This window comes from Peribacillus sp. P4_B1 (genome assembly GCF_056402395.1).
Window position 1 is genome coordinate 67,230 of the sequence record NZ_JBFUHM010000005.1, and the last position, 13,976, is coordinate 81,205.

Consider the following 13,976-nt stretch of genomic DNA (forward strand, 5'->3'; position numbering starts at 1 on the left):
AATTGGGGGCGTTTTTTAAGCTAAAGAGAAAAGATGTCACTATTTTCCTGGCGAATTACATCTGTATATTGACAAAACTAGTGCATTTTTGCCATAAATAGAGTAGAAATGAATGTAGTTTTGCAAAAACCATGTAATTATTTGTTGATTTTAGTATAATGTTCGAAGCAAAGTTTAATTAAAGAAAGCATCACCTAGAAACCATTCTGTAGTTGGTGTGAGTTTGCAGGGGGAATGAAAATGGATGAAAAAGATAAAAATCTATCTAAAAAGGAACATATCCGAATGAAATTGTTAGAACGGCAAGGAGAAGCCAAGCTGGTACGTAAAATCATCATGATTACGATAGCTTCGCTTATTTTATTAATTGGGATAGTTGGTCTTGTGGGCTTTTTATATATCAACTCAGCCATGAAACCAGTCGATCCTGGTGATGACACCATCAAAAAAGTGAAAATCCCAATCGGATCTTCCGTGAACGAAATTTCAACACTGCTTGAAGAGCAAGGAATAATCAAGGACGCACGCGTATTCAAATATTATATTAAATTTCGGAATGAATCCGGTTTTCAGGCAGGTGAGTATAAATTGTCACCTTCCATGCCAATTGAAGATATTGTCACAAGCATCAAAACCGGGAAACTCATGAAAGAGGCTGTATTGAAGATAACGATTCCTGAAGGAAAGCAGCTTATCCAGATTGCCGATATCATTGCAATGAAGACGGATGAGGATCCGAAAAAGGTCTTTAAGGAATTGAATGATAAGAAATTCGTTAAGTCCATGGAAAAGAAATTTCCGGAGCTCTTGACGTCGGAAATTGAAAATAAAAAGGTTTTATATCCGCTTGAAGGGTACCTTTTCCCAGCTACATATGACTTTTATGAGAAAAAGCCGACATTGGAATCCATAGTCACCGAGATGCTGAAGAAAACGGAAGAGACATTGCAGGCATACGAGCCCCAGATGGACAAAAGCGATTATTCCGTACACCAGATGCTGACTTTCGCTTCGCTTGTCGAAGAAGAAGCCACGGCAAAAGTTGATCGCGGAAAGATAGCTTCCGTCTTTTATAATCGGATGAAGGAAGGTATGCCGCTTCAAACGGATCCGACCGTTCTGTATGCAAAAGGTTCACATAAGAGTAAGGTGTACTACAAAGACCTTGAGGTGAAGTCCCCGTATAATACGTATAAGAACAAGGGGCTGCCGCCAGGACCGATTGCCAATGCCGGAAAGACCTCGATTGATGCGGTTTTGAAACCTCAGAAAACGGATTTCCTATACTTTTTGGCAACACCTGAAGGGGAAGTCCTTTACTCCAAAACTTTGGATGACCATAATAACAAAAAGGCAGAGCATATTTCCAATAAATAAATAAAAAAATGGCAAAGCGACTGAGGGGGGAGAGATATTACTTTCCCCTTGTTTTTATGATAGAATAGTACAAGTGAATTTTAGATCCGATTTTTATCGGTGACGTAACTCGGCGAATGCCGGGTTTTATTTTGAAAGATAAGGAAATGTAGATCGTCAAGCATACTTGTTTCAGCTCCTTGTGAAAAATTGTAGGCATTTGAAGATGAAATCTTTTTTGACCGATCAATTTCTTCATGTACTGACCAAGCGCTTTCGTTTTTCTTATAATTGGAGGAAACGTTTTGAACGGAAAAATAGAACAATATCTTCATTCCTTAATTCCGGAGCGTACGGGTTTGATTAAGGAGTTGGAAGACTTTGCAATTGAAAATAGTGTGCCGATCATGGAGCCGGAAGGTATTGAGGTGCTGCTTCAGATTTTAAGGCTTCATCAGCCTAAGGCGATTCTGGAGGTGGGTTCGGCCATTGGCTATTCGGCCATAAGGATGGCTGAGACCCTTCCGGAGGCTCAAATCGTTACACTTGAACGAAATGAAGCCCGTATTGAGCAGGCAAGAACTAACTTCGAGAAGGCTGGACTGTCCAAAAGGATTACCCTTATTGAAGGTGATGCCCTTGAAGCGGGTCCGAAAGTCATGGAACATGGTCCGTTTGATATCATCTTCGTTGATGCAGCTAAAGGGCAGTACAAGCGATTCTTTGAACTATTTGAACCAATGCTTGCAGATGCTGGCATTATCATTACGGATAATGTTTTATTTAAAGGATTGGTTGCCGAAAATATTGAAGAAATGGAAATGACGAGACGAAAGCGAGCTCTCATCAAAAAAATCAGAGACTTTAACATCTGGTTACATGACCATCCTCATTTCGATACCGTAATTTTGCCGATTGGTGATGGTGTGGCCATAAGTAAACATAGAGGTGACAAAAATGAAAAAACCTGAATTACTCGTGACTCCAACAAGTGTCAGTCATATAACAGAACTCATCGATGCAGGAGCAGACGCCTTCGTCATTGGCGAACAACGTTATGCGCTTAGGCTGGCAGGGGAGTTCAAACGTGAGGATGTCAAGAAGGCGATTGAGCTTGCACATGCCGCAGGCAAGAAAGTGTACGTGTCAATGAACGCCATTTTCCATAATGAAAAAGTGGACGAGCTTGAAGAGTATGTCACATTCCTTAAAGAGACTGGTGCTGACCGGATCATATTCGGTGATCCAGCAGTCTTAATGGCTGTCCGTGCAGCGGCACCTGATATGCCCCTGCACTGGAATACAGAGATGACGGTAACGAACTGGTACACATGTAATTATTGGGGAAAACGCGGTGCTGTCCGTGCCGTGGCTGCCCGTGAAATTAGCCTGGACGAGATAGTGGAAATGAAAGAAAATGCCGAAGTGGAGATTGAAGTGCAAGTGCACGGCATGACGTGTATGTTCCAATCCAAGCGTACGCTTCTGGGGAATTACTTTGAATATCAAGGCAAGGCATTGGAAGTGGAAAATCGGAAGGAACATAGAAATATGTTCTTGCATGATAAGGAACGTGAAAATAAATACCCGATTTATGAAGATGAAAATGGTACACATATCATGAGTCCGAATGATATGTGCATGATTGATGAACTTCAGGAATTGATTGAAGCGGAAATTGATTCCTTGAAAATCGAAGGGTTATTACAAACACCGGAATATATCGTCGAGATGACAAAGTTATATCGGGAAGCGATTGACGTATGTGCAGATGACCCTGACCGTTATGATGATATGAAATCGGAACTATTTGAAAAGGTCAAAGCGGTTCAGCCGGATAGTCGTGAGTTGGATACAGGATTCTTCTTTAAAGAATCGGTTTATTAAAGAAAAGGGTAAGAGAAAGAGGAGGAATAGCCTTGAATGCTATTGCTGATAAAATTTCCAAGATCGTTGATGGAAAGAGAGTCATTGTAAAAAAACCGGAATTGCTGGCTCCGGCTGGCAACCTGGAAAAATTAAAAATCGCCGTCCATTACGGCGCGGATGCCGTATTCATTGGCGGGCAGGAATATGGTCTTCGTTCCAATGCAGGCAACTTCACGTTTGAGGAAATGAAGGAAGGCGTCGAATTCGCTAAAAAGTATGGTGCTAAAGTATATGTAACAACAAATATCTTCGCACATAATGAAAATATCGATGGTCTTGATGATTACCTGGAAGGTCTTCAGGAGGCTGGTGTTCATGGAATCATCGTCGCCGATCCATTAATCATCGAAACTTGTAAACGGGTCGCTCCTAACGTAGAAATCCATTTAAGCACACAGCAATCGCTGTCGAACTGGAAGGCTGTTCAGTACTGGAAAGAGGAAGGCCTGGAGCGGGTTGTTTTGGCACGTGAGACGAGTGCTGATGAAATCCGTGAAATGAAGGAGAAGGTCGATATCGAAATCGAGGCTTTCGTTCACGGGGCCATGTGCATTGCCTATTCTGGACGCTGCACCCTTTCGAACCATATGACGGCGCGTGATTCGAACCGTGGCGGCTGCTGTCAGTCATGCCGTTGGGATTACGATTTATATGAGTTGGATCAAGATGGGGAAAAGGCTCTATTCGATAAAGAAGATGCTCCATTCGCAATGAGTCCAAAAGACCTGAAGCTTATTGAATCCTTGCCAGGCATGATTGAAATTGGCATTGATAGCTTGAAAGTCGAAGGAAGAATGAAGTCCATTCATTATATTGCTACAGTTGTCAGTGTCTATCGTAAAGTGATTGATGCGTATTGTGCCGATCCGGACAATTTCAAGATTAAAAAAGAATGGCTCGAGGAGCTTGATAAGTGTGCGAACCGTGAGACGGCATCTTCGTTCATGGAAGGGGAAATTCCTGGGTATAAACAGCAAATGTTCGGGAATCATACCGTAAAGACTCGCTTCGACTTCGCGGGATTGGTGCTTGAATATAACGAGGAAACTCAAATCGCCACCATGCAGCAACGTAACTTCTTCAAGCCTGGAGATGAAGTGGAGTTTTTTGGACCGGAAATCGAAAACTTCACTCAAAAAATCGGTACGATCTGGGATGAGTCAGGTAAGGAGCTGGAGGCAGCTCGCCATCCGCTTCAAATTGTCCGCATTCAAGTAGATAATCGAGTATATGTGAACAATATGATGCGGAAGGAGAATTGACATGACAAGGAAAAAACCAGTGGTCATCGGAGTTACCGGAGGGTCAGGATCAGGTAAAACAAGTGTTACCCGTTCCATTTTTGAATTCTTTCAAGGACATTCGATCTTGATGATCGAACAAGATTATTACTATAAAGATCAAAGTCATTTGCCTTTTGAAGAACKGTTGAAAACGAATTATGATCACCCTCTGGCATTTGATAATGATTTGTTAATCGATCACATTAACGCATTGCTGCGCTATGAAACGATAGAAAAACCAGTTTATGATTATTCGATCCATACACGTTCAGAAGAAGTCATCACAGTTGAGCCCCAGGATGTCATCATCCTTGAAGGGATTCTTGTGCTGGAGGATGAGCGCCTCCGGAATCTGATGGATATGAAACTGTATGTTGATACTGACGCAGACTTGCGGATACTCCGTCGGATGACCCGTGATATTAAAGAACGCGGCCGTTCCATAGATTCCGTCATCGATCAATACATCAGTGTCGTTCGCCCGATGCATAATCAGTTCATAGAACCGACGAAGCGTTATGCCGATATCATCATTCCAGAAGGCGGTCAAAACCATGTGGCGATTGACCTTATGGTGACAAAAATAAGGGACATACTTGAAACATCCTTGCTGTAACAACGTTTTAACAAAAATATTACCTGAAAATTGAATAGCAGCCCACCCTTTGCACACCAAGTAAAGGATAAGGGCTGCAAAATCATTAAACTGCATAATTGATTTTATTTGTTTATTTATCTTTTCTTAAATGAGCGTATACGTCTAATGTAGCCTTTATAGATGCGTGTCCGAGCCATAATTGTATTCCTGGAACTGTTTCTTGGCTTCTATTAACAAGGCCGTATGAGTGTGCCTGAGGCCGTGTGGAGTGATTTTGGGAACTCCTGCTTGTTTAAATAGTATTTAGTTGATACCCGAAATTTCGAGCTGGGTCAGGTTTGTCCGGTTTTATCGGAAAAGATAAAATTAAAATCCTTATAAACATTTCCACTTTTCATCCTACTTTGATTTTGAATATGATGCCACGATCTTATTAACATTAAGAATCGCACTTTCAAAATCAATATCATCCCACTTTAACCAACAGCCTCACCAATCCTTTATCCAGAAAAGGCCAATACAAGAATTCTTTTTTTGATTTTCAAATTAAGCTCTTCTTTGCCCAATCCCCTTTATTTCCTTCTCCAGTTTCAATGTATTTCTCTCTTGGTAATTTTGCCTTCACTATTTAATTTTTCAACTGAACATTTCCTACTCTTTTCTTGATCACTTTTTATGCTTGTGGATTAATCGACGAGGGGTCCTTCGAATTTCTTCATTTACATTAATTAAATTTACTTACTTCTGGATTTTGTTTATAAAGGCTTTCTTATAAGGATATAGAAAAAACCCGAATAATAAGGGGACTTTTTTTACGTGTCCATTATTCGAGGATAGTACAAGACCGGAGGGGAGCTTTTCTTAATTCGTGTTCAAGGATTGAAAGGCTACTCCCACTGCAATAAATGAACCAATATGAAATAAAGCAGTGCCTCCTAGTGTAAACAACCTCCCTATTCAATTTGCGAAATGTCGTTATATTATTGCCTCCAACATAGACTTTAATATGATTATACAGGCAAGATTACTGTTGATGAAAATTGGGATAAACGTAGTTTTGTAAGAAAATCACTTCTCTTTTTAGGGATTCGGTAATAGAAATTAAAGACTCCATATCCTGCTGTAATGAATTGATTTGTTTTTCCATTTTTCTTACTTTTCTACTTTGTTCCTTTGCTTCTTTTTCTGCTTGTTTCTCTACTAAAGCGGATTGTTCAATTTCAAGTGCAACACCTCCTGATGCAACCAAATCTCCAATGGTAACGATTATAGCTCCGACCAATGCTAGTATAAATCCAGCATTAGACTCAGATTCTGCTTCTGATTTTGATTTTGATTTTGATGTATTTTTTGAGTTGTCAGTTACTCCTTCTTCAACTTCTTCAATTTGTTCAACTTCTTGGGCCTCTAATGCAATTCCCAGAATAGTGAGAATGTTTCCTATGTTTACAATCATCGAACCAAAAAAACTAATCTTATCCCCAGCATGAGCAGGTAAGGAATACAATATATTATTTTCCTCAGGTCTTTGGTCCAAAGCTTCTCACCCTCTTGGTTGTGAATTTATTTTTTCAATTAAACACATTGTAATGTTAGTTAATGAGTCCTGAATCACTAAAAATTTGGAAATTTCCTCTTTAATATCATTTTCTTTTAATTCTGTGGGTACAGCATTTTCTACCCTGGATATTAAACTATTTAGACAATCTAATATATCATTGAATGTTTTTATTAATAATTCATGTTCCGTTACTAAGATATATGGAGGGGAAATGGTCTCAAGAGATTGTAAACTGCTTTGACTTACACTTATCGCATTTTTTATATCTAAACAATATTGATTATAATCAGAAATGATTCCATTCGAATAAATAGGATAAATCATATTAGATACATATACTAAATTCCCTCCAACGAGATGGAGAGTTTGACCGTATTGCTTGAAACTTTTTCTCATTAGAATCCCCCCTTGATTAACCGAAAGACTTTGGGCTTATTACTTAAATAATGTATGTGAAAGTAAATAAAATGGTTCAATATAAAAGTAATGTTGGTAAATTGTTAGAAAATCGATTTTCTCTCTTTTTTGTCAGCACAACATACAACTGATGGACAAGTTCGCATTTTGATGTGGACTTCATGGGCCATGAATATTTTGTTTTAAGAAAGTAGTAGTTGTTTAAAGGCTGGATACTTTCACAGGGGGCGTGCGGAACATTTCATCTTTCAAAGGTTGAATAATGATGGCATTGGCTGTCAGCATCATATCCTTTTTCTCTTCTTTGGTACTTTGCGGATCATGCCGAGGTCTTCAAGTTTTTTCATTAAACGTTTGCCTGTTTTATATGAAACTCCCTGGTTAAAAGCGATCGTTTTTTTACACATGTAGCTCACACCGATTTGCTTGCAGCTGTGGCGTTTTAAAACCTCCAGTGAAGCCAATTAGTCTATCTTGTACGTCCGCACGCTTAAGACGCACGTATAGTGTCTCTATAAGTAAGCACGTACTGCTTTATTCATTACTTCTCTTTCTGTGAAAGGTGATAGGTTTTTATATGATTCTTCATTGGATATTACATCGATTCGTTTCTTCATTAATATATTGTCTCGTGTTTGGAAATAAAAAAGCAACGTTAACCATAATAAACCATGGGGCAAACCATCAATTATACACGCTGTGCTCTTTTGTATATGGGGGAATGGTCTGCCCACCTATTGCTCACCGATTATCAATTCATATCTATAATCATCTGAAAAGAAGTGGTAATTGGTGTTCATGAAACTTTGATGTATTGCATCTTGATTTAGATGGAATACTACCCCTTATCCCATATAACGTTTGACCTTATGGTGACAAAAATTCAAACAATCCTTGAACAAAAGTCTTTTTTGTAATAACATAGCATAAATAATGATATGTGCCATTTTCCTCCGTTTTTTAAAATAATCCCATTTATTTATTGGGAAAGACTGGACAAATGTTGGAAAACGCAATACTCTATTCTTGATACAGAACGAACCGGCTGCTCACCGCAGTCGGTTTATATACTAAGGAACGGATGTTTCTTAGTATCAATGCGCGTACTTTTTTATTCGCGCAATTATATATTTTGACTCGAGTAGGGTTAAGCACTTATAGTACATAAACTTGTCACAGCGAATGCTTGCTGTAAAGAATTAGAAGGAGTGAAGGGTTTTGGCAATTGAAAAAGAGTATCCAATGACTAAAGAAGGAAAGTTAAAGCTTGAACAGGAACTGGAACAATTAAAAACGGTTAAACGTAAAGAAGTGGTGGAGAGAATTAAAGTCGCCCGCAGTTTTGGGGACCTTTCCGAGAACTCGGAGTACGATTCCGCAAAAGAAGAGCAGGCATTCGTTGAAGGACGAATTACAACAATCGAAAACATGATCCGTAATGCTAAAATCATTGAAGGCAATGATTCAAATACAGATACAGTTTCACTTGGGAAGTCGGTAACATTCGTAGAACTTCCAAATGGTGACGAAGAAACATACTCCATCGTAGGGAGCGTTGAAGCGGACCCATTCGAAGGGAAAATTTCCAATGATTCTCCAATCGCGAAAAGCCTAATAGGGAAAAGGGTCGGCGACAAGGTATCGATCATGACACCTGGCGGCGAAATGAGCGTCAAGATTGTTTCCATCAGCTAAATACGGCTTAAGAGGGTGTCCATAGGGGCATCCTCTTTTTTATCGGAAAAATGAATTGATAAATTTGTTCATAATTGTTTAAAAATTCGCACCTCGTCAACAATGGTTACGAGGTGTATTTTATGAAAAAGAAACGAATGAGGTTGCTGGCTATTTTATTGACCACTTTCATGCTGATGCTCATAGGAAGGCTCGCCTACATCCAACTTGTATCGACAGAATCTTTTTCAAAGCATGATGTGAACCTAATAGAAGCAAGTGTGAATCAGCGTTCACAGATATTAAAGATTGATGATGGGCGTGGAAAGTTTTATGACAGAAATGGGGAACCACTTGCACATGAAGAGATCCCGACGCTCGTCCTATTTCCATTTTTGAAAAAAATGACATGGCCTATAGATGAAATTGCCTCGATAATAGGCAGATCGGAAACGGAGTTGAAACGGGCAATTGAACAAGCGGATGAACCATTTGTATTTGGCGGAGATGAACCGATAGAGTTGACGCCCAGCCAATCGAAGGCAATCAATCAATTGAAGATTCCCGGGGTCTTTGCCGTGAACGAGAAATTATATCACGATCAAACCCCTGCAGCGCAATTGATCGGCACGACGAATATATCAGATGCGGAAAAGAAAAAACGTTATCCCGACATGAATTTATCTCCTGAAACRAAAATCGGCAATACGGGACTGCAAAGGACCTTTGATGAGTTCTTGCTTTCCGCTGGGGAATCGAAGCTCGTTTTTCACGTGGATGCCAGCGGAGGCCCAATGTTCGGTGTCGATGTTAAATATGTGGAACCAGCGAATCCCCTCTACCCAGTCAAGGTTCTAACGACCATTGATAAAGAGATTCAGGAAAAAGCGGAGAAGCTCGTCGATGAACGCGGGATAAAAAAAGGCGGTCTCGTACTGATCGATATCGAAAAAAGTGAAATCGTTGCAATGGTATCACGCCCGGCGCTCAATATAAAAGATCCGAATGGCGAAGGGGCCGTCAATATGATGCTGACTCAAAAAACGCCAGGTTCCGTCTTTAAAACGGTCACGGCAGCAGCCGCCATCGATTATGAAGCGGCTAGTCCTACCAGGACATTTAATTGTAATTTAACGATTGACGGGAAAACGGATAAACAGAGGGAACTGGGCATGCTTAATTTTGAAAATAGCTTTGCCCAAAGCTGTAACAGGACGTTTGCCGAATTGTCACAGGAAATTTCTAAGAAGAATCCTGACTTTTTGGATAAATACGCAAAAATGCTAGGGTTGATTGGCGAAACGGGCTGGCAAGGGGATGTTTATCACACGGAAGTTACCCAGTTGCATCATGAACAAACCGGGAAGGTCTGGCATGATGACGATTTAAAAAAGGACCCCAAAATGATTGCCAAAACAGCAATTGGCCAGCAGGATGTCCAGACGACACCGCTCGCTATAGCGAATATGATGGCAACGATTGCCCGCGGTGGCAAGAAGGAACAGGTCAAAGCCGTTTCTAGGGTCGAATTTAACAATAGTACGACCGTAGTCGATTTTCCCGATCAAAGTATTGGCGGTGAGACACTTTCCCCATATACAACGATGAAAATGCAGTATCTTCTGAGGAAGGTCGTAACGGAAGAAAAAGGGACGGGTGCTTCCTTGAGAGATTTGCCTGTGGAGGTAGCTGGCAAGTCTGGTACAGCTCAGACGAATATTGAAAAAGGGGAGCTCAATAAATGGTTTGCCGGCTACTTTCCATATAAAAATCCCAAATATGCTCTAGTTACCGTAAGTTTTGAAACGAAGGAAAACAGTTCCAGCATGACGCCTCTTTTTTCAGATATTGTAAAAGTCTTGTACTCCAAGGACCAGGACAATAGCAAGAATTGACGAAAAGTGTAGGAAACCCTTCCCTTCTATCTCTAGCTAAATCATGTTAAAATGAGGCAGTAAGAAATGGTAAGGGAGGAATGGACCTTGGGCTCACGTTTTAATCAGAGAGATCAAAAAAGAAAAGTAAATAAAATATATAACATTGCAATCACCATCGTTTCCATTTTAATCGTCATTGTTGCTGTCACCATTTTCTTAAGTGATGGTGGCACTGAATCAAAAAAAGTCACGACTGAACAAAAGCAAATCGCCGATAAACAGGGGAAAGTAGTGGACAAACCTGCTGGGAAAGAGGAAGAAACCGATTCAGGGAAGGAAGTGGCAGAAGAAGATAGTAAAGCAACAGAAGAAGATGGCAAAGCAACGGAGGAAGATACCGAAGAGAAGTCTGTAGATGGAACAGACCCAGAAAAAGCAGGGGATGCCAAACTTGTTGAAGTGGAAGGCAGCGGAGATGGCAATGTCGCGGCTACATATACGAGTGAGGGCTGGAAACCAGTTGGAACTGAACAATCCGGGGAACACACTACAAGCTTCCAAAAAGGCTCAGTCGATTGGAATGAAATGAGGAAGGCCATTGCTCTTGGAGCCGGAATCGATGAAGGAAGCATGAGACTTTGGTGGCTTCAAAACGGCGGTTCGCCTAATACGGCGATCGGTACCGTTTCTGAGGGGAACAGTCCAAAAACCTTCCGGGTCCATATCGAATGGGTGGACGGATCAGGTTGGAAGCCTGTAAAAGTCGAAGAGCTGAAAACAAACGATAAAAGGTAATGGATAAAAAAATATTAACGAAAAACCCCCGAAAGGAATTCCACTTTTCGGGGGTTTTTCATTGTGGTCACTTTTTTGCTTTAAAGTGTACGACTGCACTGTAAAAACGTCTGCCTTCCTCGCTTACATACATTTGATGTGATACGGATTGAACCTGAAGCATGATCGCTTTATTGATTTCAATTTGTGATTGAATTTTTTCCTCGAGGTTTTTAATGCTTTCTGCCTCGAAAAATTCTATTTTATCTTCGAATAAGTTTAAGTCTAGTTGAAAACTCATGACTGTTCCCCTCCAACATTTAGATACTGTTAGTTTAACACCAATCTGAACTGAATGAATGGATTTGCCTAAAAAACAAGAACTGTTTTTGTGTTTATTTCATATTATGCTGATAGGTTTTATTATCTAATCATAGGGACAGAGAAATTTATAGATTTATTTGAAGAATGGTCGAAATCGTATGATGATACGGTGGTGGACACGATATTGAGTATCAAGACGTTATTAAACATTTTGATAGGCTATTGGAAAGTTCACCAATTAGGCTTATGGTCACGTGCTACAAGGCAGGCGTAGGTACAAGGAATCTATTGAACAGCGGAAGCCTTTCCGCCGATTATTCTATATTGCATAAACCTCACTAAACTGGTAGGATAACTTAGAAAGGTATCCTGATATGACCGTCCTTCCTAACATCCATGAGTTGATTGGGGAGACGACGGTGATTTGAAATCACGCATTTCCGGTTACTGAATGAAGTCCGTATCTTTGGCTAACTGGAATACTTTAATCCGGGAGGAAACCAAGGGGATATGGATGGCATTTTTACCTATCTATATGGATGAAACGAATTTTGATAAGATCCATTCGATAAGCGATCGTGAAGCTTTTCCATATGGTGAAGGAATTGACGATTAAAGAAGGCCTGTTTGTCGGCAATTCTTTTGGCGCGGCATTTGCAGCGGCCATGAAGGAGGCAGCCAAGGCTTCAAGTGGGGGCGAATATCGTTGTGATATTCCCGGATTCCAGTGAACGATACTTTAGAAAAAAATTTATCAGGGTGGTATATAAAATGGGCAGAGAATTTATAGATTTATTTGAGGAATGGTCGAAATCGTATGATGATACGGTTGGTGGACACGATATTGAGTATCAAGAGGTTTTTAAACATTATGATAGGATATTGGACAGCGTCACCAATCGGGTTCATGGCCATGTGCTTGAGTTTGGCGTAGGTACCGGGAATTTGACGGAAAGGCTTTTGAAGAGAGGCCTGAAGGTATCGGGAATCGAGCCATCACCTGCCATGAGGGAAATAGCGGTAAGCAAGTTGCAAGGGAAAACAGAAATTGTAGATGGCGATTTTATCGATTTTCCGAAGCCGGAACAGGTTGATTCGATTGTAAGTACGTACGCGTTTCATCATTTAACCGATGAAGAAAAAGAAAAAGCGATAGCCAGCTATGGAAAGTTACTGAATACTGGTGGTAAAATAGTGTTTGCGGATACGATGTATCAATCCAGGGAAGCGCATGAACAAGCGATTTCTGATGCAAGGCAGGCGGGCTTTCATAATTTGGCGAACGATTTGCAAACGGAATATTATACGACGATTCCTTTTTTGGAAAAAGCACTTGAAGCAAATGGATATAAAGTGAACTTCGAGCGCTGCAATCAATTTGTCTGGATTATGGAGGCGGAAAAATTATAGGAAGAGGTTTTTACTAATGAAAGTAGCCATAATCGGAGCAATGGAAGAAGAAGTTACAATTTTACGTGATAAATTGGAAGGTTTGGAGCAGGTGACCATTGCCGGTTCCGAGTTCAATACTGGCACACTGAATGGTATCGAGGTCATTTTGCTTAAATCGGGAATAGGTAAAGTGAATGCGGCAATGTCCACTACGATCCTTTTAGAAAAATTCAAACCGGATGCGGTCATCAATACTGGCTCTGCCGGCGGTTATCATACAGCACTGAATGTCGGGGATGTGGTCATATCCTCGGAAGTTCGCCATCATGATGTGGACGTGACGATTTTTGGATATGAGTACGGTCAAGTCCCTCAGCTGCCTGCAGCTTTCATCCCTGATGAAAAACTTCTTGCAATCGCAGAAGAAGCGGCTAAAGAAATAGAGAATATGCAAGTGGCGAAAGGGCTGATCGTGACGGGGGATTCTTTCATGAATGATCCTGACAGGGTTGAATTCGTCAGAGGGAAATTTTCCGATTTATACGCGGTGGAAATGGAAGCGGCAGCCATTGCACAGGTAGCCTTCCAATTCAAAACACCATTTGTCATCATTCGTTCCCTTTCGGATATCGCAGGTAAGGAGTCCAATATTTCCTTTGATAAATTCCTGGAAACGGCGGCTCTACATTCAGCGGCACTGATATTGAAAATGGTTGAAAAAATGAAATGAATGATTAGTGATCAGCGGAAGTCTTTCCGCTGATTATTCTTTATTGCATAATTCTTATTAA

Annotated in this window: 15 protein-coding genes; 12 read left to right on the forward strand and 3 right to left on the reverse strand. The window is 40.6% G+C overall.

Going from position 1 to position 13,976, the window contains the following annotated elements; translation table 11 throughout:
• Positions 1-240: 240 nt before the first annotated feature.
• From mltG to udk, 5 genes are all read left to right on the forward strand, one after another.
• Positions 241-1,377 (forward strand): endolytic transglycosylase MltG, encoded by a 1,137-nt coding sequence (mltG, locus tag AC1DVK_RS04215; RefSeq protein WP_477625923.1) that lies wholly within the window; start codon positions 241-243, stop codon positions 1,375-1,377.
• A 284-nt stretch (positions 1,378-1,661) separates the two neighbouring features.
• Positions 1,662-2,327, forward strand: coding sequence for an O-methyltransferase (locus tag AC1DVK_RS04220; RefSeq protein WP_176431778.1), 666 nt, complete (start codon positions 1,662-1,664; stop codon positions 2,325-2,327).
• Positions 2,314-3,243 carry a peptidase U32 family protein gene (locus AC1DVK_RS04225; protein ID WP_477625924.1) on the forward strand — a complete coding sequence of 310 codons (930 nt, stop codon included), beginning with the start codon at positions 2,314-2,316 and terminating at the stop codon, positions 3,241-3,243. Before AC1DVK_RS04220 ends, AC1DVK_RS04225 begins: the two co-directional genes overlap by 14 nt.
• A 32-nt stretch (positions 3,244-3,275) precedes the next feature.
• The gene (locus AC1DVK_RS04230; protein WP_477625925.1) at positions 3,276-4,547 is read left to right on the forward strand and encodes a peptidase U32 family protein; all 1,272 of its coding nucleotides are present in this window, start codon (positions 3,276-3,278) and stop codon (positions 4,545-4,547) included.
• Between the two features lies 1 nt (position 4,548).
• On the forward strand, positions 4,549-5,184 hold the full coding sequence (udk, locus tag AC1DVK_RS04235) for a uridine kinase (protein ID WP_477625926.1): 636 nt from the start codon (positions 4,549-4,551) through the stop codon (positions 5,182-5,184).
• 1,006 nt (positions 5,185-6,190) lie between these two features.
• On the opposite strand, the gene AC1DVK_RS04240 is transcribed toward udk, so the two are convergent.
• Together AC1DVK_RS04240 and AC1DVK_RS04245 are read right to left on the reverse strand one after the other, a co-directional pair.
• A complete protein-coding gene (locus AC1DVK_RS04240) occupies positions 6,191-6,703 on the reverse strand; it encodes a hypothetical protein (protein ID WP_289320026.1) in 513 nt (170 codons plus the stop codon).
• Positions 6,704-6,709: 6 nt separating this feature from the next.
• Entirely contained in the window at positions 6,710-7,123 is a 414-nt protein-coding gene (locus tag AC1DVK_RS04245) for a hypothetical protein (RefSeq protein ID WP_289320027.1), read from the reverse strand.
• Between the two features lie 1,239 nt (positions 7,124-8,362).
• Between AC1DVK_RS04245 and greA the strand changes: the two genes are divergently transcribed.
• The 3 genes from greA to AC1DVK_RS04260 all read left to right on the forward strand — a co-directional run bounded on the left by greA (position 8,363) and on the right by AC1DVK_RS04260 (position 11,490).
• Positions 8,363-8,839 carry a transcription elongation factor GreA gene (gene greA / locus AC1DVK_RS04250; protein ID WP_289337319.1) on the forward strand — a complete coding sequence of 159 codons (477 nt, stop codon included), beginning with the start codon at positions 8,363-8,365 and terminating at the stop codon, positions 8,837-8,839.
• Between the two features lie 122 nt (positions 8,840-8,961).
• A complete protein-coding gene (locus AC1DVK_RS04255; protein WP_477625927.1) occupies positions 8,962-10,713 on the forward strand; it encodes a peptidoglycan D,D-transpeptidase FtsI family protein in 1,752 nt (583 codons plus the stop codon).
• An 87-nt stretch (positions 10,714-10,800) separates the two neighbouring features.
• Entirely contained in the window at positions 10,801-11,490 is a 690-nt protein-coding gene (locus AC1DVK_RS04260) for a YrrS family protein (protein WP_477625928.1), read from the forward strand.
• Between the two features lie 67 nt (positions 11,491-11,557).
• Here the strand turns inward: AC1DVK_RS04260 and AC1DVK_RS04265 are convergent, their stop codons facing one another.
• The gene (locus AC1DVK_RS04265; protein WP_061464144.1) at positions 11,558-11,770 is read right to left on the reverse strand and encodes a DUF2536 family protein; all 213 of its coding nucleotides are present in this window, start codon (positions 11,768-11,770) and stop codon (positions 11,558-11,560) included.
• 474 nt (positions 11,771-12,244) lie between these two features.
• On the opposite strand from AC1DVK_RS04265, the gene AC1DVK_RS04270 reads away from it, so the two are divergent.
• The 4 genes from AC1DVK_RS04270 to mtnN are packed head-to-tail and all read left to right on the forward strand — an operon-like array spanning position 12,245 to position 13,915.
• Positions 12,245-12,409 carry a hypothetical protein gene (locus AC1DVK_RS04270; protein WP_477625929.1) on the forward strand — a complete coding sequence of 55 codons (165 nt, stop codon included), beginning with the start codon at positions 12,245-12,247 and terminating at the stop codon, positions 12,407-12,409.
• Positions 12,399-12,524 carry a hypothetical protein gene (locus AC1DVK_RS04275; RefSeq protein ID WP_318681100.1) on the forward strand — a complete coding sequence of 42 codons (126 nt, stop codon included), beginning with the start codon at positions 12,399-12,401 and terminating at the stop codon, positions 12,522-12,524. Before AC1DVK_RS04270 ends, AC1DVK_RS04275 begins: the two co-directional genes overlap by 11 nt.
• A 40-nt stretch (positions 12,525-12,564) precedes the next feature.
• Positions 12,565-13,203: a class I SAM-dependent DNA methyltransferase gene (locus tag AC1DVK_RS04280; protein WP_477625930.1), complete on the forward strand. Its 639-nt coding sequence runs from the start codon at positions 12,565-12,567 to the stop codon at positions 13,201-13,203.
• A 16-nt stretch (positions 13,204-13,219) separates the two neighbouring features.
• Entirely contained in the window at positions 13,220-13,915 is a 696-nt protein-coding gene (mtnN, locus tag AC1DVK_RS04285; protein ID WP_061464142.1) for a 5'-methylthioadenosine/S-adenosylhomocysteine nucleosidase, read from the forward strand.
• Positions 13,916-13,976: the final 61 nt, after the last annotated feature.

Coding starts and splice junctions, on each gene's coding strand:
- AC1DVK_RS04245 (WP_289320027.1), bottom strand. CDS start 7,123: ATGAGAAAAAGTTTCAAGCAATACGGTCAAACTCTCCATCTCGTTGGA.
- AC1DVK_RS04280 (WP_477625930.1), top strand. CDS start 12,565: ATGGGCAGAGAATTTATAGATTTATTTGAGGAATGGTCGAAATCGTAT.
- mltG (WP_477625923.1), top strand. CDS start 241: ATGGATGAAAAAGATAAAAATCTATCTAAAAAGGAACATATCCGAATG.
- AC1DVK_RS04225 (WP_477625924.1), top strand. CDS start 2,314: ATGAAAAAACCTGAATTACTCGTGACTCCAACAAGTGTCAGTCATATA.
- AC1DVK_RS04265 (WP_061464144.1), bottom strand. CDS start 11,770: ATGAGTTTTCAACTAGACTTAAACTTATTCGAAGATAAAATAGAATTT.
- mtnN (WP_061464142.1), top strand. CDS start 13,220: ATGAAAGTAGCCATAATCGGAGCAATGGAAGAAGAAGTTACAATTTTA.
- AC1DVK_RS04270 (WP_477625929.1), top strand. CDS start 12,245: ATGAAGTCCGTATCTTTGGCTAACTGGAATACTTTAATCCGGGAGGAA.